The organism is Deinococcus sonorensis KR-87 (assembly GCF_040256395.1).
GTDB classification, from domain to species: Bacteria; Deinococcota; Deinococci; order Deinococcales; family Deinococcaceae; genus Deinococcus; species Deinococcus sonorensis.
The window spans coordinates 1,186,476-1,204,898 of the sequence record NZ_CP158299.1 but is presented as its reverse complement, the minus strand read 5'-3'; the positions used below and the strand labels follow the sequence as shown (position 1 = coordinate 1,204,898).

General features: G+C 63.9%; 16 protein-coding genes. 4 read left to right on the top strand and 12 right to left on the bottom strand.

Annotated features, from left to right (window positions below; genetic code table 11):
* Positions 1 to 10: 10 nt before the first annotated feature.
* Genes ABOD76_RS11240 through ABOD76_RS11195 form a run of 10 tightly spaced genes read right to left on the bottom strand, consistent with a single transcriptional unit; the run spans position 11 to position 10,873 of the window.
* On the bottom strand, positions 11 to 874 hold the full coding sequence (locus tag ABOD76_RS11240) for a glycosyltransferase family 2 protein (protein WP_350244931.1): 864 nt from the start codon (positions 872 to 874) through the stop codon (positions 11 to 13).
* Positions 875 to 906: 32 nt separating this feature from the next.
* The gene (locus tag ABOD76_RS11235; protein ID WP_350244930.1) at positions 907 to 1,836 is read right to left on the bottom strand and encodes a glycosyltransferase family 2 protein; all 930 of its coding nucleotides are present in this window, start codon (positions 1,834 to 1,836) and stop codon (positions 907 to 909) included.
* Complete coding sequence (locus ABOD76_RS11230) at positions 1,833 to 3,068, bottom strand: O-antigen ligase family protein (RefSeq protein WP_350244929.1); 1,236 nt, start codon at positions 3,066 to 3,068, stop codon at positions 1,833 to 1,835. The genes ABOD76_RS11235 and ABOD76_RS11230 overlap by 4 nt, the downstream gene beginning before the upstream one ends.
* Positions 3,025 to 3,981, bottom strand: a complete 957-nt coding sequence (locus tag ABOD76_RS11225; protein ID WP_350244927.1) for a glycosyltransferase family 2 protein — start codon at positions 3,979 to 3,981, stop codon at positions 3,025 to 3,027. The genes ABOD76_RS11230 and ABOD76_RS11225 overlap by 44 nt, the downstream gene beginning before the upstream one ends.
* Before the next feature lie 2 nt (positions 3,982 to 3,983).
* Positions 3,984 to 5,453 (bottom strand): oligosaccharide flippase family protein, encoded by a 1,470-nt coding sequence (locus ABOD76_RS11220; RefSeq protein WP_350244926.1) that lies wholly within the window; start codon positions 5,451 to 5,453, stop codon positions 3,984 to 3,986.
* Between the two features lie 8 nt (positions 5,454 to 5,461).
* Complete coding sequence (locus ABOD76_RS11215; RefSeq protein WP_350244925.1) at positions 5,462 to 6,568, bottom strand: DegT/DnrJ/EryC1/StrS family aminotransferase; 1,107 nt, start codon at positions 6,566 to 6,568, stop codon at positions 5,462 to 5,464.
* Positions 6,565 to 6,981, bottom strand: a complete 417-nt coding sequence (locus ABOD76_RS11210; protein WP_350244924.1) for a sugar 3,4-ketoisomerase — start codon at positions 6,979 to 6,981, stop codon at positions 6,565 to 6,567. The genes ABOD76_RS11215 and ABOD76_RS11210 overlap by 4 nt, the downstream gene beginning before the upstream one ends.
* Positions 6,978 to 7,748: an N-acetyltransferase gene (locus ABOD76_RS11205; RefSeq protein WP_350244923.1), complete on the bottom strand. Its 771-nt coding sequence runs from the start codon at positions 7,746 to 7,748 to the stop codon at positions 6,978 to 6,980. The genes ABOD76_RS11210 and ABOD76_RS11205 overlap by 4 nt, the downstream gene beginning before the upstream one ends.
* Positions 7,749 to 9,188, bottom strand: a complete 1,440-nt coding sequence (wbaP, locus tag ABOD76_RS11200; protein WP_350244922.1) for an undecaprenyl-phosphate galactose phosphotransferase WbaP — start codon at positions 9,186 to 9,188, stop codon at positions 7,749 to 7,751.
* Complete coding sequence (locus ABOD76_RS11195; RefSeq protein WP_350244921.1) at positions 9,185 to 10,873, bottom strand: AAA family ATPase; 1,689 nt, start codon at positions 10,871 to 10,873, stop codon at positions 9,185 to 9,187. The genes wbaP and ABOD76_RS11195 overlap by 4 nt, the downstream gene beginning before the upstream one ends.
* A gap of 510 nt (positions 10,874 to 11,383) precedes the next feature.
* On the opposite strand from ABOD76_RS11195, the gene ABOD76_RS11190 reads away from it, so the two are divergent.
* Both ABOD76_RS11190 and ABOD76_RS11185 read left to right on the top strand, forming a co-directional pair.
* Positions 11,384 to 12,442, top strand: coding sequence for a glucose-1-phosphate thymidylyltransferase (locus ABOD76_RS11190; protein ID WP_350244920.1), 1,059 nt, complete (start codon positions 11,384 to 11,386; stop codon positions 12,440 to 12,442).
* Positions 12,443 to 12,522: 80 nt separating this feature from the next.
* Positions 12,523 to 12,774 (top strand): DdrH, encoded by a 252-nt coding sequence (locus tag ABOD76_RS11185; RefSeq protein WP_350244919.1) that lies wholly within the window; start codon positions 12,523 to 12,525, stop codon positions 12,772 to 12,774.
* Between the two features lie 54 nt (positions 12,775 to 12,828).
* Here ABOD76_RS11185 and acs read toward each other — a convergent pair whose 3' ends face one another.
* Positions 12,829 to 14,766 (bottom strand): acetate--CoA ligase, encoded by a 1,938-nt coding sequence (gene acs, locus ABOD76_RS11180; protein WP_350244918.1) that lies wholly within the window; start codon positions 14,764 to 14,766, stop codon positions 12,829 to 12,831.
* A gap of 154 nt (positions 14,767 to 14,920) precedes the next feature.
* On the opposite strand from acs, the gene moaA reads away from it, so the two are divergent.
* The gene (gene moaA, locus ABOD76_RS11175) at positions 14,921 to 15,925 is read left to right on the top strand and encodes a GTP 3',8-cyclase MoaA (protein ID WP_350244917.1); all 1,005 of its coding nucleotides are present in this window, start codon (positions 14,921 to 14,923) and stop codon (positions 15,923 to 15,925) included.
* A gap of 182 nt (positions 15,926 to 16,107) precedes the next feature.
* Positions 16,108 to 16,800 (top strand): GntR family transcriptional regulator, encoded by a 693-nt coding sequence (locus ABOD76_RS11170; protein WP_350244916.1) that lies wholly within the window; start codon positions 16,108 to 16,110, stop codon positions 16,798 to 16,800.
* A 41-nt stretch (positions 16,801 to 16,841) separates the two neighbouring features.
* On the opposite strand, the gene ABOD76_RS11165 is transcribed toward ABOD76_RS11170, so the two are convergent.
* Complete coding sequence (locus ABOD76_RS11165; protein ID WP_350244914.1) at positions 16,842 to 18,350, bottom strand: ATP cone domain-containing protein; 1,509 nt, start codon at positions 18,348 to 18,350, stop codon at positions 16,842 to 16,844.
* Positions 18,351 to 18,423: the final 73 nt, after the last annotated feature.

Below are 18,423 nucleotides of genomic sequence, written 5' to 3'. Positions count from 1 at the left end.
TGCTTACTCCTTAATGTTGATCCCAGTGGTAGCTGTGCATGCTCAGCCGTTTCTTGAGGGCCCGTGGCAGCCAGTGGTGACGACGGCCCAGCTGGAAGGCCGTAAACTTGGCGGCCGATTCGGCGATGACCCTGGGCATCAGGTCAGGTCGCCCATGGCGCAGGATATACCGCAGCTGTTCCAGTACGAACCGCGCGCCCTCACCCCCGACCCGGGCGCCGGCCAGTGCTGGACCCGCATCCGCAAAGTAGGCTCCCACATCGAAGTTGCGCCGGAACTGCTGCTGCAGGGTGTAATCGTGCGAGTGCAGCACTTCGGCCTCGGCCACGTACTTGATGCAGTGACCGGCCCGCAGTAGGCGGGCGGCCAGCGCCATGTCCTCGTTCATGATCACGTCTTCCGGAAAGCCGCCCGCCGCCCAGAACACGTCGGCCCGCACTGCCGAACAGACGTTGGAGAAGAAGAAGGCCTTGACGCCCAACCTCGGAATGTCAGCCTCTGTTCGCAGCTGACTGTGCTCCGGGTAATTGAAGTAACGCGAGAACCGCTCCAGCAGCGTGGCTTCTGGCCGGGGCAGCTGGCGGGCAAAGGTGGCCACCGCTTCGCCGCTCCGGATGGGGGCCAGCAGGTGCTCGATGGTGTCAGGAGAAGGCACCACCGCGTCCTGCGTCAGAAAGATGTAGATGGCCGCTCCGGTAGCCTGGCGAGCGCCGAGATTGCGGCTGGAACCGTGGCCGAAGTCCGCCTTAGGCAGCGGGATGGCACCACGATTCTGCGGCGCCTGGCCTGCCTCCACCGTTTCTACCACCAGCGGCTGGATGTACGTGGCCGCGTCTCCGATGGCCCCCAGATAGTCATATCGGTAAACCGGCACCACTGATGTATATGTCTCCATCGTGCGGCTGCTCACAGGAACAACCATGCCAGATTCCTGAGCAGCCCAACTTTCCAGAACCCATGCTGCAGGATGGTTCTGGCCTTGAGGAGCCGACTCATTTCGGACAGGGACCCAAAGAGGGCGGCCTCAGCTGCCCAGCCATTGTCAGAAAAGCGCTCAGCAAAGGCGCGGGCCTGTTGGGTGTTCTGCATCAGGGTGGTCCTCGCGGCCTGTCTGTCAGTCAGGCTTCCAAGTTTTGAGAGGATGTAGTGCCAGTCAAACTTCTGTGCGCCCAGCGTGTTGCTGCTGTGCTGGCGGTAGCGCACGGTTGTCGACGGCATCCAGATCACCTTTCCGGTCGCGCATGCTACCAGGGCCAGCCACCAATCGTGCATCACCGCGTCCGCTGGAACCGGCAGGGCGAGGTCCAGCAGGGCCCTGTTCACGAGCGTCGCGCAGCCGGTCACCACATTCTGGGTGAGCAACCGCGGCACGTGGTCACCCCATCGTGGATCCAGGTGTTGATACTGCCAAAAGGACGGGGCGACTGGCTGGCCGGCATCGTCCACAAGTTCCAGGTCGGAGTGAACCAGCAGGGGTGTCTGTATTCCCGCCAGCACCTCGGCCCGGCGAATCGCCCGCATAAAGCGCTCCAACTTGTCGGGCTGCCAGATGTCATCCTGATCCGCCAGGAACACATACGGCGCGTTCGTCCGGTTCAGGAGAAAGGAAAAGTTGGCGCTGGCGCCGCCACAGGACGGATGCTCCACCACCTGCAGCTGGTGGCCCAGACGGGACTGATACGCCCTCAGAATGGCCAGGGTATCGTCCGATGACCCGTCATCATGCGCCAGCAGCTGCCACCCAGTATGGCTCTGAGCCAGGATAGAGTCCAGTTGCTCAGCCAAGTAATGGCCGCCGTTGTAGGTGGCCAACACGATCTGTACTTCATACGTCACGGCTCGGTTCTCTCTTTCAGTTGCAGAATAAAGTAGGCCAGCAGAATACCTGAGACCGACGAGATCAGATATGGATTCGTAAAACAGGAAAGAAGCCAGGAGAGAAACACAATCAGATTGAGTTTGTCGACATTCAGCAGACGTATGGCGAGGTACAGCAGGTAGAACGACAGAAGGGCGGCGCCCACCACGCCCGTCTGCATCAGCAGGGCAATGAGCTGCACCTCATAGCTGTACGTGTGGGTGGCGTCACGGATCACCGCCGTGTGGGCGCCCAGGCCGCTCCCAAAGACCGGTGCTGCGTCAAACTGTTCCATCAGGCTGCGCGTCTGATCAATGCGCGTCAGGTCCGAGGCAGCAACGCTCTGGCCACTCAGCCGTTGCGAGATCACGTCAGCGTTCAGATCACCAAACAGCAGCAGCGTGGCTACAATCAGGAGGGCCGCCATGGCCGCGACCAAGACGCGAGTCAGCCGCGAAAGAACTGCGTACAGCAAAGGAATACTGCTCAACAGCCAGATAGCCCGGCTGTAACTTAAAAATACCGTCAGAAAGACCAAGGCATACAGAACATACTTCGTCGACTTTGAGAGAACCATACGCTGCACAACAACAATGACGATTGGCGCCAGAAGATCCAGGATGGTCTGTATTCGAATGATCCGGCCCACAATTTGCTGAGTGATAGGCACATACGAAATCACTTCACCATAGAAGATCAGCCGGGCATAGCTCAGCACCCCACTGGCCAGAGCTCCAATCAAGACCAGTTTCAGCAGGCCATATAGACAGAATCCCAAGACAACAGCTTTATAAAAACGTAAACGGGTAAAATAGCCAGAATACACCGCTGTACAGATGATTGCTGGATATAGCAGGGTGATCAGCATGGCTTGATACTGGTCAGGAGCCAGAGGGTAACCGTTGATCCATCCGATCAGGAGCCACACGCTCAGAAGCAGGCAGAGCATGATCACCGAGGCCAGGAAACTCAGGCTCCTCGCCCCGATGTGCCGGCGGAAGACCAGAGCGACGCCGAGTCCAGCCACGCTGATCAGCACGATCATCAACTTGTAGTTGATGTTGAACACGGTCCCACTTGGCAACATGCACGTCACGACCACCAGGAGACTGAGCACGACCGACAGATAGGTTGCCAGTCTCGGACGCGAAAACAGCTGAACCGGCCTAACACTCACGCCGGTCTCCCCTTCTGCCAGAGAAAAGATCATCCCATCTGATGACGATGATATGAAACAGGTAGATGGCCCTCAGCACGAGGTTCAGGAACCTGAGGCGTAGCCTGCTGAGCGGGTCGCCAGTATTCAAAACAACAATCTGCGCCTTGTTGCGCCTGATCACCAGAGACAGAAACAGCTTCTCAGAGCCCACAAAATCCGGATAGGCCTGTTCTTCCGCGGCCACGACATCATGCAGCAGTTGCATCTGCCGCTGCTCGCTCCTGACGCTCTGCCGGCTGTGCACCCGGTACTGAGCGACCGGCGCTCCAAGAAACCCCAGCGCGTTTCTGCTAAGGAGCTTCAGGTAGAATGGCCGGTCCTCAACCGATAGTGCAGCATCGTACAAGCCGATGCCGCCTGGCGATAGGTATGCCGAACGCCTGACCATCAGGCCTGGGCCAGGAACAGACCAGCGCAGAATCAACTCCCGAACCCGACCGGCAGGCGAATGGAGCGCGGGGACGAAGCTTCGATACAGCCCACGCATGGCACTGAGGTGGAGAAGTCGGCCGTGCTCGTCTATGGCCTGACAGTCGCCAAACACAGCGAGATGTGTGGGGTGTTCGAGCAGATAGGTGGCCCTCGCCTGCAGGCCACCTGGCAACAACAGATCGTCGCTGGCGAGAATGGCCACATACTCACCGCGTGCTGATCGGATCAAGGTATTGAGTGTCGCCGCGATGCCCTGGTTGGCTTGGGTGGCAACCTGAACCCGAACAAAGTGGTGTCCGAACTTGCCACACCATCCCTGGGCCACACCCAACGTATCGTCCATAGACCCGTCGTCCAGCACCAGCACCTCGGTCTGGGGGTAGGGGTCGAGCCGGATGCTTTCCAGGCAGGTTTCAATGTACCCGGCATGGTTGTAGGCCGGAACAAGGACACTGATCAGAGGACTGGCCACCGTCACTTGCGACCACGCAACTGCGCCAGACGGCCGCCAGCAGTCATCAGACCAACGCTCTGCCGGGTCCACCCGAACAAACCCATCCCAACCACAAACGCCACGCCCGCTACCAGCACACCATTGAACGCCGTGCCAAGGGCGTAGTTGGGCAGCGACGACAGAAGCAGCATCGCTGCGATCACCAGGGCGATATACATGCCTGCCCGGAAATCGAACCGGAAGCCCACAATGAAGAAGGCCAGCGCGGAAATCACGATGTAGTAGACGACATATGCGCCGAGGTAACCGATCCCCACAGCGTTGATGCCGAATCTGGGCAGCAGAACAAGACTCAATCCATAGAGCAAAACATTCCAAAGGGTTTCCAGAACTAGATACCAGCCCTTCTGGTGGATTGAAAGGAGAAGAAATCCAAAGGCCCAGCCCGGAATCTTCAGGACATCACCGAGCAGTTGCAGGCGCAGCACGGGTATGGCTGCATGGAATGTGTCTGAATACATCAGTTCGATCACTGAAGGAGCCAGGCTGTACAGCAGGATGATCACCGGCGCTCCCACTACCAGCGCAAACCTGATCTGCCGTCGGACATGCTGATCCAGCACTTGGTGGTTCTCCGCGAATGCACTGATGCGGGGATAGTATTCCACCGCCATCGCGTTGAGAACGAACCCCAGATAGACACTCGCCACGGTCCAGGCGGCCTGGAAATATCCCAGGTCCAGCACACCCAGGCGAACCTCGATGACCCTTCGAATCAGCAGCTGCGTCAGAGAGGAGATGAGGACCGTCGCTGAGAAAGCGGCACCGGCGACCAGCATCGGACGGACGGTCGGCCACAACGTACCCGCCCCCAGGTAAGTCCGCAGTTCCCTGACCTGCGCCCGTGTATACCAGCTCGTGAATCCGGCAGTCACCAGCGGCGCCACGGCGAGCGCCGCAGCCACGCCCAGCGCCGGTACACTGAATACCGTCACCAACGTGGCCACCGTCCCGATCACCGAACCATAAATGTTGGCCCGGGCAATCTGCTTGATCTGGCCCAGGCCGTTGAGCAGGGCGATCTGTCCTGCAGAGAGCGTTGACGCGAACAGGGTCAGACCGAGCACGCTGCGTTCCAATGTGGTCAGAGATAGGGACAGGGTGCTGGGCGCCAACAACGCCAGCACCGTCCCAACCCCTCCCCCCAGCAGACCGAGTGCCCAGGCACTGGCTGTGACCGCCGCGCGCGAACGGCCCGACTGCGCTTCACCCTTCGCCTCGCCCGCAGCCACTTCACGAACACCGCTGTTTCCCAGGCCCAGCGTAAAAAGCGTCACGCCAAAGGTCAGCAGCGTGACCAGCAGGCCCAGCGTTCCGATGCCCTGCGCTCCCAGGTGCAGCGCAATAAACTTGTACCGTACGGCACTCAGACCCACCGTGGCCACCGAACTGAGGCCCATCACCGCCGACGCTTTCAGAATGCGTTGCAAGGGCGAACTCAGCCGGTGACAGATACGTGGTGAACGGCCTGCACGACCGCCTCAACCTGATCGTCTGTCAGGTGCGGCCCGATCGGCAGACTCAGCACTTCAGCATGGATGTGCTCCGATATCGGAAAGGTGCCGGCTGACCAGCCAGCCGAGCGGTAAGCGCCCTGCAGGTGCGGGGGGCAGGGGTAGTGAATCAGCGTACTGATGCCCTGCTCGGTCAGCTGCCGCTGCAGGACGTCACGCTGCCGGCTCCCTACCACGTACAGATGCCACACCGGCTCGGTCTGATCCAGCACCACGGGCAGCTGCAGATCGGTGTCCTGCAACGCCTGCTGATAATGGGACGCAATCCTGGCCCGCCGTGCGTTCCAGGTGTCCAGATGCCGCAGCTTCACCCGCAGCACTGCAGCCTGCAGTTCGTCCAGACGGCTGTTGGTGCCCTGAATCTCGTGGACGTACTTCTGCTTTGACCCGTAATTGCGCAGCAGCCTCACGCGCGCCGCCAGCACATCATCATTGGTCGTGACGGCGCCGGCGTCGCCCATGGCCCCCAGGTTTTTTCCCGGATAGAAGCTCCAGCCGGCCGCGTGACCCAACCCGCCCACCCGCTGACCCTGGTATCGGGCTCCCTGCGCCTGCGCCGCATCTTCCAATACCAGAAGCCCGTACCGTGTTGCCAGGTCACTGATCGGCTGCATATCGGCCGGCTGCCCGTACAGATGCACCGGACAGATCACGCGGGTTCGCTCGGTGATGGCCGCCTCGATGCGCGCCGGGTCGAGGTTATACGTTCCCTGGTCCGGCTCGACCGGCACGACCGTCGCTCCGGTCTGGCTGACAGCCAGCCAAGTCGCGATGTAGGTGTTGCTCGGCACGATCACCTCGTCGCCCGGTCCCACTTCCATCGCCTGGAGCGCCAAGTGCAACGCGTCCAGGCCATTCCCTACACCGATACAGTGGCGCACACCCAGATAAGCTGCGTATTCGATCTCAAATGCCTCCAGCTGCTCGCCCATTAGATACCAGCCGCTGTCCAGCACCCGGGCCACAGCCTCATCAATCTCCGGCTTCAGCTCCAGATAGCCGGCGTGCAGGTCTAGAAATGGCACGTTCATGGCTGACATCCTATATCGCGAATGAATTCATCGTAGTCTCGGTAATAATCGGCCTCGTCGTAGCGCAGGGAAGCCAGCACCAGACAGACTGAGCCCGAAGAGAAATTCTCGAGTTCCCGCCAGATCAGGCGGGGCAGGTACAGACCGTGGTACGGCCGGTTCAGCAAAAAGGTCCTTCTGGCCCGGCCATCATCCAGCACCACCTCGAAACTGCCGGATGCCGCAATCAGTACCTGTTCCAGGTCGCGGTGGGCGTGGCCGCCTCGCGTCTCTCCGCCTGGAACGTCATACAGGTAATACACGCGCTTGATATCGAAGGGGACATGCTGTTCCCCTTCGACAAAAGTGAGGTTGCCTCTGGGATCCTGAACTCTGGGCAACTGAATGATCCGCACTTGGTCCAGGGGACTCATACCGGCGTTCCGCCCTCAGGTTCTGCTGATATCGGCCGTCTGACCCGCGCCGGACTACCCATCACCACCGCGCCTGGGGTGACGTCACGCGTCACCACCGCCCCGGCAGCCACCGTGGCACGCTCACCGATCATCACGCCCGGCAGCAGCACGGCACCTGCACCGATGACGGCACCGTCCCGGATGGTGGGTCCGGTGACTGCTCCTTCCTCGTAGCCTGCCCGCCCCATGGCATTGTCGTTCGCGGTCATCACGCCGCCGGAAATGAACACGTCTTGGCCCACCGTCATGTTGCCGGCCAACCAACTGTGATCCATCACCTTGCTGCCGTCACCAATGTGCGTCTGGTAATTCACCGTGACCTGCCGGCCAATCACGACCCGGGACCCGATGCGGGTCTGCTCACGGATCGAGGCGCCGTCGCCGATCAACGTTCGCTCGCCAAGGTGAACGTCGCAGTACAGCACCACGTGCGGACCGATGGAACAGTGAGCGCCCACCTCGACTCCACTTTCAAACACCGGCACCCGTGCCAGCGCCCCGGCCCCCTTAGGCTCCTTGCCGATCACAGCACCAGGAAACACCTCGACGCCCGGTCCTAGAGTGACACCACTGTAGATCGTGACCTGTGGATGGATCACCACATCCGCGCCAATCGTTACATCTTGTGCGATGTAACAGAACGGGCCAATGACGGTGTTAGGGCCAATGTCTGTGGTAAGCACCACCGCATGCGCGTCTATGGTCGTCTGCCCAGAAGCCTGCACTTAATACGCCCCCTTACCTGCCAGAACCACCCGGACGGTCTGCAGCAGAATGACCAGATCCAGCCAGGGCGTCCAGTTGGTGATATAGAAGTTATCCATCCCGACCCGTTCCTCGTAGGTGGTATCGCTGCGGCCATTGGCCTGCCAGTAGCCGGTGATACCGGGCCGGACCTGCTTGTACACTGCATAAACGCCGCCATACTTGATGACTTCCGCCTCCACGATCGGCCGAGGCCCCACCAGGCTCATGGTGCCGAGCAGAACGTTCAGCAGTTGCGGCAGTTCATCCAGACTGGTTTTGCGAAGAAAGGCGCCCACCCGCGTCACCCGCGGGTCGCTTTTTAGCTTGTGGGTATCTTCGTACTCGCGGCGTAGTAGAGGCGACGTGTCCAGCAGATGCCGGAGTTTCTCGTCGGCGTCCTGATGCATGCTCCGAAACTTGAAGCAGTCAAACGACTCGCCGTCCTTGCCCAGGCGGCGAGCCCGATACACCACCGGCCCTGGACTGTCCAGGCGAATGGCTAGCGCGATCAGGGCAAACACCGGCAGAATCAATATCCCGCCCACTAGGGTCGCCGCCAGATCAATGCTGCGCTTGACCAGCCGGGAGCGGAAACTCCGCAGGTTGTTGCGAATCTCCAGGCTGGCCAGCGCCCCGATGTTGTGCGGCTGCATCGCCTGGTTGGGCACGCCTATCAGATCCGGCACTGACCAGGTGATCGGAAAGACGGAGTAGATGCTGTTGATGAGGAGCCGCTGCGTTTCGGCACGCGCACTGGGGATGCCGATCACTGCCTGCTCGGTTCTCGGCTGGCTTATGGCCTCATCAATACTGCCTGCCACTAGCACGCCGTGAATCAGCGTGCCATGCAGGCGTGAATTGTCGTCATAGGCCACCACCGGATTGAGCCCATAGCTGGGGTGGCGCAGCAGATGGTCAATAATCATGCTGGCCGTCTGTCCTGCGCCGATGATGCTGACTGGCCGGCCGAAATAATGCAGCGAAATGAGCAGCGACCGCACCCCATAGCGCACCGGCAACGCCACCACCAGCACTACCAGCCAAACCAGCACGACTTCCAGACCATTCAGAGCGTAGCGCTGAACGGCCAGTGCTGCAGCCATCTGCGCCACGGCCACTTGCACCGTGCTGACGGTATGGCTGCGCAGTTCAGTCTGCGGTGACTGCCCATAACCAGGATAAAGCCCCTGATAGGCCCGCCAGAATAGCCACAGCAGCAGCCAGGCACCAGTGACCCTCCAATCAATGCTGGCATATCCCAGCGGAACCAGCAGCAGGTTGACCAGCAGGTGCGCCAGGAAGCCGCTGGCCACATCACCTGCGGCAATCAGGCCGACCTGTGGCAGAGCACGCGTCCGCAGCGAGTGGTGCTTGACGGCCCGGGCGGCCCCTACCGGCTGCCGCAGTTCGATACTCATGTGGGCTGAACCAGCCTGGTAGAGGGCTTCGGCATGTAGTGGTAGACCGCCCCCTGACGTAACCTTGACTTGTTGATCACGCACCCTATGATGTTCGCCCCACTACGCTCCCCTTGACGCAACGCCGTTCGGATGGCCGTCAGGGGAGTGTGGCCTTGTTCGGCCACCAGCAACACCGCATCAGCGCTGGCGCCCAACACCATGCCGTCGGCTAAAGCCAGCAGCGGAGGACTATCAATCAGAACCAGATCGTAGTGTTGCCGCCAGCGTTGTAGCGCCGCCGCCAGATCGGCGCGGTTGAATACATTCAAGCTGTCCAGCAGGCCCGGACCGGAGGGCAACAGATCTACACGCTCTCGGACACTCAGCACCTGCACATGCTCCGGCTGCCGCAGGGCCTCCTGGGTTGTTCGGGCGCCTCCCTCACCACTCAGCTGATGCCACGTGCCCGACAGGCCCAACTGCTGCCAGATCTCCATCTGGCTGCCCCGCCGCAGATCAGCATCAATGATCAGCACGCGCCCCCCGCCAGTCGCAATGTTGTCGGCTAGGGCGGCCGTCAGGGTGCTCTTACCTTCTCCAGGAGCGGTACTTGACACCATCAGCACTGGATGCGGCTGGTCCTGCCATAGAGACATCAAATTGACGCGCAGGAACCCCAAGGCCTCAGTGAATCCAGCCTGCCGCGCGGCCTGGACCATTCCCCTCGCCTGACGCTCCCGGCGCTTGACACGTCGAAGTACGCTCAGGGTAGGCACGTGCAGGCCCAGCAGGTCCTCCTCAAGGTTGACCGTCTGCTTCAGCGCCACACGCAGGGCTACCACACTCAGTCCCAACAGAAGCGTCAGCATTCCAGTCAGGAGCGCGTTGCGCAGCGGCCTGGGCGCGACCGGCTGCGCCGGTTCCACAGCGGAAGACAGCAGACTGAGCCCACCCGGCGTGGTAGAGGCCAGAATGGTGATCTGTGCCAGATTCTGCTGGTTGATGGTCCGGCGCGTCACCAACGCCTGACGCTCCTCCTGAGGGAGCGCAGTGGAAGCCAGCCGTGCGTCGATCTGACTCAGCTGAACCTCAAGCGCAGCCTGTGCTCGCTTAAAGCGTTGCAGGTCCTGGGCCACGTCCCAATTGAGTAAAGCCTGCGAACCCAGATCCGCCAGTCGCTTGGCGGCGGCGGCAGTAGACGCACGCGCCGACAGGGTATACAGGCCACCACCTGCTGTGGTGTCCAGCTGGATGGTTTTGAGCTGTTGCGCCTGCAGTTCACGGCGCAGTTGCTTCACCAGTCGGGTCCGCTCTGTTGCGGGAAGCGTCGGGTCCGCCTGGACGGTGCGCACCAGGGGCAGCAGCAGCTCCGTGCTCTGCACGGCTTGGGTCAGCGCGGCGCTGGGTAGCGGCTGGGCCTCCACGAATGCGCTGCCCAGCAGGCCATCCTGATCCTGCAATTGGGTAGCTCCATTCGGCAACGGCTGGGTTCGCAGTACTGAACCGTTGAGCAGCCCTCCGGGTGCCTGCGTATTGGTGCTGATCACTGTGGCGCTGGCCTCATAGACGCGGGGCTGAGCGCGTGACCACAACCAGACAATCAGCGCCAGCACAATGCTGAGGCCCACGATCCACACCAGCCGGCGCCAGAGTTCCGACCAGAGAATCCCAAGGTTGATGTCCTGTTGCGTACGCTCTTCCACTTCTGTTCTCCTGCGGCGTTGATGCACTCCAAGCCTGAAGTTCAGGTCACGCTATCAGCGGTGTGGCCTGTGTCAGCCGCATCGGCCCGCCCGTGTTGGGGATCCGGTGAATACAGCCTCAGCCGGAGCTCAAGCATCAAAGCCTCTACAGCCGGACGGCACGACCCAGCAGAACACCACGACCTGTCTATCTGGGCAACCGTCACAGTATCACCCGGCTGGGGCGCACCTCCCGCTCAAACAGGCGTGTGAAGCCGGGTGCAGCGCCTGACCACCCCGCCATTCTTCCAGCTGTCCCAACTCGGCTGTGTCCACGCTCCCCTTCCTTAACCAGCATGTCAAGCCCAAACGTCTCCTGCTCATGCGACAAACCTGCCATACAGTAACTCGAAATCTATTCTGACTCACAACACCAGGTGAAGAAAAACTCTCATGCTTCAGTCAGAAAAAGCCTAAAGTTCGGCCATTTCGGGCTGCCTGAACATAAGGCACGCGCTAGACTCCCTCCATATGAAAGCCCTGATTCCTGCGGCCGGGTTCGGTACCCGGATGCGCCCCCTGACCTTCACCCGTCCCAAACCGGTGCTGAACGTGGCCGGAAAGCCGATCATCGTGCATGCCATCGAGACGCTGCAGGCGGCCGGCATCTGCGAGATCGGCATCATCGTCTCAGAGGTCACGCACTCGGCCGTGCAGCAGGCGGTCGAGGATCTGCCGGGCGTGCAGCTGAACTTCATTGTGCAGCCGAAGATGCTGGGGCTCGGCAACGCGGTGCTGATGGCGCGCGAGTGGGCGGCCGGCGACGACGTGTGCGTGTACCTTGGCGACAACCTGTTCGAGGACGGAGTGAGCGCCTACGTGCGGGTCTTCGAGGAGCAACGCCCGGATGCGGTGATCGGACTGGTGCAGGTGGATAACCCACGCGCCTTTGGCGTGGCTGAGCTGGACGGGCAGCGCATCGTGCGGCTGGTCGAGAAGCCGCAGAACCCGCCCAGCAACCTGGCGGTGGCGGGCGTGTACTGCTTCTCCAGCCGCATTTTCGAGCATCTGGCGGCCTTGAAGCCCAGCGCGCGCGGCGAATATGAGATCACTGACGCCATTCAGAGCCTGATCGAGGCGGGCGGCACGGTGCTGGGCCAGCAGGTCCACGGCTGGTGGAAGGACACTGGTCAGCCGCACGACCTGATCGAGGCCAACCACCTGCTGCTGGAGCGGCTGGAAAACAACGTCCAGGGCACGGTGGAGGACTCGCGCGTCAACGGGCGCGTGGTGCTGGCGCCCAGCGCCGTGGTCCGCAACAGCACCATCATCGGGCCGGCCATGATCGGGGAAGGTGTGGTGATTGAGGACAGCTACATCGGGCCTTTCACCAGCATCGGTCCCGGCACCATCATCCGGCGCTCGGAGGTGGAGCACAGCGTGATTGAGCAGGAGTGCGTGATCGAGAACGTCGAGACGCGGCTGCAGGACTGCCTGATCGGGCTGCGGGCCGTGGTGCGCGGCGGGCGTCGCCAGCCCCGGACGCTCAAGCTGACCCTCTCGGACGCCAGCCTGATTGAGCTGACCTGACCGCTGCAACGACCCTCAGACGGTCTTGAAAAGCTGTTCCCGCTGACATTACCTGAGTGTGGTCATGTTAAGATGGGGGCATGTCAAACCCCTATGCAGAATGGTTCGAGCAGCTGCGGGCCGAGTACGGAGACCAGCTGCGCCAGATGCCGCTGCCGGACGGTCTGCCGGAGCATCTGCGCCTGCTGATCAGCCAGGGTGACGAGGACTCCATCACCCTGATGCTCAAGCTGGCGTGGCAGCTGGGTGCGCAGGCGGGCTTCGCAGCCGGCATCCAGCAGCACGAGGCCAAGGTCGAGCGCCAGCCGCGGATTCCGACCGTCCAGGCGTAACCACACCCACTTCAGGGGCGGGCCAGCTGGCCCGCCCCTTCTCTCTTGCTCCCTTTACTGGGCGGGCGTCGTTTGCAGGCGCTCCAGCACGCTGGGGTCTTCCAGGGTGCTGGTGTCACCCGTGATCTGCTGCCCCGCCGCCACCTGCCGCAGGAACCGGCGCATGATCTTGCCGCTGCGGGTCTTGGGCAGCGCGTCGGCCACGTAGATCGCGTCGGGCCGCGCCAGCGCTCCGATCTCGCGCGCGACGTGCTGGCGCAGCTCCGCCGGGTCTACCGTATGCCCCACCTGCGGCAGCACGAAGGCCACCACGCACTCGCCCTTCACGTCGTCGGGCCGGCCCACCACCGCCGCCTCGGCCACCGCCGGATGGCTCACCAGCGCCGACTCAATCTCCATGGTGCCGAGCCGGTGGCCTGAGACGTTCAGCACGTCGTCCACCCGGCCCATCACGGTGATGTAGCCGTCGGAGTCGCGCCGCGCGCCGTCGCCGGCGAAGTACACGTGCGGAATCTCGCCCCAGTAGGTCTTACGGTAGCGGTCATCGTCGCCGTACACGGTCCGCAGCATGCTGGGCCAGGGCCGCCGCAGCACCAGCAGGCCGCCCTCACCCGGCCCCACCTCCTCGCCGTCGCGCGTCACGATGGCCGGGTCCACCCCGAACATCGGCAGCCCGGCGGTGCCTGGCTTGCTGGGAAACGCGCCCGGCAGGGTGGTGAGCATGATGCTCCCGGTCTCGGTCTGCCACCAGGTATCGATCACCGGGCAGCGGTCGCCGCCGATCACCCGGCGGTACCACATCCACGCTTCCGGATTGATCGGCTCGCCCACCGACCCGATCAGGCGCAGGCTGGAGAGGTCGAAGCGCTCCGGGATCTCGTCGCCGGCCCGCATGAAGCTGCGGATCGCGGTAGGGGCGGTGTACAGGATGCTGACCTTGTGCCGCTGGATGATGTCCCAGTAGCGGCCCCAGTCCGGCTGGTTGGGGGCACCCTCGTAGATCATCACGGTGGCGCCGTTGAGCAGCGGGCCGTACACGGTGTAGCTGTGGCCGGTGACCCAGCCCACGTCGGCGGTGCACCACAGCAGGTCGTCGTCCTTGAGGTCGAAGACCGCGCCGGTGGTCAGGTGCAGGCTGACCATGTACCCGCCGGTGGTGTGCAGGATGCCCTTGGGCTTGCCGGTGCTGCCGCTGGTGTACAGCACGAACAGCGGGTGCTCGCTGTCGAGCGGAACCGCCTGATGCTCCGTTCCCGCCTGCGCCATCGCCTCGTGCCACCATACGTCGCGGCCCGGCTCCATCTCCACAGCCGCGCCCGCACGCGCCACCACCAGCATCTGTTGCAGGCTGGGCGCGCTCTCGGCCGCCCGGTCCGCGTTGGCCTTCAGCGGCACCTGCGCCCCACGCCGGTAGCCGGCGTCCGCGGTGATCAGCAGCCGGCTCTGGGCATTCTCGATGCGGTCGGCCAGCGCCGAGACGCTGAACCCGGCGAACACCACGCTGTGGGTGGCCCCGATGCGCGCGCAGGCCAGCAGGCTGATGACCACTTCCGGGATCAGCGGCAGGTAGACGGTGACGCGGTCGCCCGCCTTCACGCCCAGCGACTCCAGCACGTTGGCGGCCCGCTGCACCTCCCGCAGCAGCTCGGCATAGGTGTAGGTGCGGACCTCACCGTCCTCGCCCTCCCAGACGATGGCGCGCTTGTCGCCGCGCCCGGCCTGCACATGCCGGTCCAGGGCGTTGTAGGCCATGTTGGTCTGGCCGTTCACGAACCAGCGGGCGTGCGGTTCCTGCCAGTCCAGCACCTGATCCCAGCGCCGGAACCAGTGAAGCTCATCCGCCGCCTTGCTCCAGAAGGTGTCCGGGTCTGCGAGGCTCTGGGCGTACAGCTCGCGGTACTGCTCGGCCGAGTAGCGGGCCGAACGGGCGAAATCGGTGGGCGGAGCGATGCTGCGCTCCTCGTGCAGTACGGCATCGATCTTGTCGGACACGGCTGTCGTCCTCCTTCGGACTTCACGAACGGTCAATGGGCCACCAACGAACGGTAAGCCCCACTCTACCGGCCTGGAGGCACGATGGTCGCCGAATGGTTCAATCCGTGCTGTCTCACAGGGGCGTCCGGCAGCGGCGCGTATGCTGAGCGGCGTGTCCTCCCCTTCCGCCCTGACCGACCAGCTGGGCCGTCCGCTGCGCGACCTGCGCCTCTCGGTGACGGACCGCTGCAACCTGCGCTGCACCTACTGCATGCCCAAGGACGTGTTCGGCCCGGACTTCGCGTTTCTGCCGCGCAACGAGCTGCTGAGCTTCGAGGAACTGGAGCGCCTGACCCGGCTGTTCGTGGCCGCCGGGGTGCAGAAGCTGCGCCTGACCGGCGGCGAGCCGCTGCTGCGCCAGGGTCTGCCGGAGCTGATCCGGCGGCTGCACGCCATTGCAGGCGTGCAGGACATTGCCATGACCACCAACGGACTGCTGCTGCCGCGCTACGCCGCCGAGCTGAAGGCGGCCGGGCTGCGGCGCGTGACGGTCAGCCTGGACAGCTTGGACCCGGAGGTGTTCGGGCAGATGAACGGGCTGGGCATGCATCCGGACCGGGTGATGGACGGCATCGAGGCGGCGCTGCAGGCGGGCCTGCCGGTCAAGGTGAACACGGTGGTACAGCGCGGCGTCAACGACGCGCATCTGGGGGAGCTGTGGCGCGCGCTGAAGGACCGGGCGGTGCTGCGCTTCATCGAGTTTATGGACGTGGGCAACCACAACGGCTGGAACCTGGAGCAGGTGGTGCCGCCCGCCGAGGTGCTGGCGCGGCTGGGCGGCGACCTGACCCCGGTGGAAGCTCAGTACCGGGGCGAGGTGGCCGCCCGCTACCGGGACGCCCAGGGCCACGAGGCCGGGCTGATCACCAGCGTGAGCCGGCCCTTCTGCGGCGACTGCACCCGCGCGCGGCTCTCGGCGGTGGGCGTGCTGTACACCTGCCTGTTTGCCGGCAGTGGCCTGGACCTGCGCGCCCCACTGCGCGACGGCCAGAGCGATGACCAGCTGAGCCGGCTGCTGGCCGAGTGCTGGCAGGCCCGCCGCGACCGCTACTCCGAGGAACGCGGGGCGGCCACCAGCGCCCATCACAAGGTGGAGATGTCGCACATTGGCGGCTAGCGGCGGTGCCCCCGAAACCTGAGCGTACTCGGTACACAAATAGATTAGACTGATGAAGGCGCCTTTACATGCACCACCACGGGGGCGCGTTCAGGCAGGTTGATGTGTGAGGTTGGCGCCGTGAGGCGCCCGTACGAGGTTCGCGCCGTGAGGCGCCTGTGCACTGTCACCCCGGAGGGAGTATGGCCAAGTACCCACTGATCAAGACCACCCTGAAAGACCGCCTGCTGGGTGGGCACTATTCGGAGGGCCTGCCCCTGCCCAGCGAGCCGCAGCTGGCCCGCGAATTCAGTGTTTCGCGCATGACCGCCCGCCGCGCCATCGACGAACTGGAGCGCGAAGGGTACGTGTACCGGGTGCAGGGTGCCGGCACGTTCCCCACCGGGAAGCGCTTCCGTCAGGGGGTGTTCCGGGTGCGTCCCTTCAAGGAGTGGGCCCGTGACCCGGACCACCGCAACACCATTCTGCAGTCGATGCGGCTGAAGGCCACCCCCGAGATTGCCAGCGTGCTGCAGCTGCAGCACGGCGACCCGGTGATCTTCGTGCACCGGCTACGGCTGGCTGGCGAGGAGCCGCTGGTGGTGGAGAAGCGCTACGTGGACGCCTCGGTGGCGAGCACCCTGCTGGAGCACAACCTCTCGGCCGAGAGCATCCACGAGGTGATGGTCAGCATGGGCGTGCCGCTGACCCGCGTGGAACAGAACCTGGAAGCGGTCAACCTGCGCCAAGAGGAGGCAGACCTGCTGCGTGTGCCGCTGGGGACAGCGGCCTTTTTGTTGCGGCGCACCACCTACAGTGGCAGCAAGCGGATCAGCTACGTGAACTACTGGGTGCGCGGCGACCGTTACGCCTTCCAGGACAGCTTCGAGCCCTGAGCCACCGGACAAACGAGCCAGCCTAGAGGCTGGCTCGTTTTTTAGTTGCTGTCGGTGCGGACTTCCAGGTCGCTGGCCTCGGCCTCGCCCAGCAGGGCGATCCGTTCCTGGGGGCTCAGCTCCACCAGCACCCGCTGCAGCACCACGCTCACCGCCCGGTCGGCGGATTCGTCCAGGCTCAGGCCGTCCAGCTGCGGCACGCCCTGCTGCTGGGCCAGCTGCTCCAGGTAGTCCTGCATGGCCCGGATCTCGTCGAAGTAGCGCATGTAGCGGTTCAGAGGCCGGTTGCGCCCGGTCTCGCGCTCGCGGGCCTCGAAGTGGCGGCGGTGCTCGTCATCGCTCGGCAGGGTGATCAGGATCGGAATCACGATGGCGCCGCTGAAGTCCTCGGCCCGCAGGTAGCCGGGCACCAGATGCACCCCCTCCAGCACGGTGCTGACCCCCTCCTCCACGCTGCGGCGTACCACGGCGCTCAGGCCCAGGCTCACCTGCTGCACCTGCTCTCGGAAGCCCGAGAGCAGCTGGCGCTGGCTCGGGTGGGTCGGGCGTTCCTGTTCCGGCGGCACCAGCGTCTCCCAGGCGTTGAAGGTGCTGGCATGCAGCGCCGGCACCAGCCCGGGGCTGACCATCGCGCGCATCACCTCGCGGATCGAGTCGGTGGACACGATGCGCGAGATGCCCAGCCGGTACGCGATCTCGGCGGCCAGCAGGCTCTTGCCGGTGCCGCTCACCCCACCCAGCAGCACCACCAGCGGGCGTGGTGGCCGGCGGATCACCCGCAGCAGCCGGTAACGTGCCGCCACGTCCGGCCCCACCTCGCCGCGCAGCAGTTCCTCCACCTTCTCGCGGATCTGGGTGCGCGTCACCACCCGGTCCTCGGCGCCGCGCAGCTGCCGCTGGGTGCTGCGCGCCACCTTGCGGGCGTAGTCCGGGGCCACCCCGGCCGCCAGCAGCGACTGCACCAGGATGCCCTTGGAGAAGGGTGTGGGCATGCTGCTGCGCGAGCCGAGCACCCCCAGCCGGCCCCGGTTGGCCTGCAGGAAGCGGTAGGTCAGGCGCATCTGCTCGCCGTGCCGTTCGCGCAGCGCCTGCTCGGTCAGGTCGTCAATGGCCTCGGCGCGGATGTGGTGCACGCCGCCGCGCCGCAGCTGCAGGTCCACCATGCTGGCCACCGTGTAGGCGTCCTTGGGCGTCAGCCCGATGTCCTCCAGGCTGCGGGCCAGCACCCCGCGCGAGAACGGCAGCTCGCGCTTCTGGGTCTGCACCAGGATGTCTTCGAAGGCGGCCGTCTGCTGCTCCACCGTGCGCGCCACCTCCTCGCCCAGCAACGGGCGCGCCTGCTTCACCAGCAGCTGCTTGAGCTGCTCCGGCGAGGTGACGCGCTGCTGGCGCCGGAGCAGAGCTCGCTCCACCGCGCGCGCCACCGACGCGGCACGGTCCACGTCGGCACCGGCATTCAGCAGCGACTCCACCAGCAGCCCTTTGGAGAAGGGCCAGTGATGTTCAGCGGTGCCGACCGACAGCTCGGCGCGGGGTACAGCGTTGTCCAAAGCCCGACTTCCTTCCTGCTCCCGGACAGGCAGCCCGTATCAGGAGGCCATTGTAGGAGCAAATGCCGCCGGG

Bases quoted from the DNA above. Each gene is read 5' to 3' on its own strand.
- wbaP (WP_350244922.1), bottom strand. From the start codon at position 9,188: ATGAGTATCGAACTGCGGCAGCCGGTAGGGGCCGCCCGGGCCGTCAAG.
- ABOD76_RS11185 (WP_350244919.1), top strand. From the start codon at position 12,523: ATGTCAAACCCCTATGCAGAATGGTTCGAGCAGCTGCGGGCCGAGTAC.
- ABOD76_RS11170 (WP_350244916.1), top strand. From the start codon at position 16,108: ATGGCCAAGTACCCACTGATCAAGACCACCCTGAAAGACCGCCTGCTG.
- ABOD76_RS11210 (WP_350244924.1), bottom strand. From the start codon at position 6,981: ATGAGTCCCCTGGACCAAGTGCGGATCATTCAGTTGCCCAGAGTTCAG.
- ABOD76_RS11215 (WP_350244925.1), bottom strand. From the start codon at position 6,568: ATGAACGTGCCATTTCTAGACCTGCACGCCGGCTATCTGGAGCTGAAG.
- ABOD76_RS11230 (WP_350244929.1), bottom strand. From the start codon at position 3,068: ATGATCTTTTCTCTGGCAGAAGGGGAGACCGGCGTGAGTGTTAGGCCG.
- ABOD76_RS11190 (WP_350244920.1), top strand. From the start codon at position 11,384: ATGAAAGCCCTGATTCCTGCGGCCGGGTTCGGTACCCGGATGCGCCCC.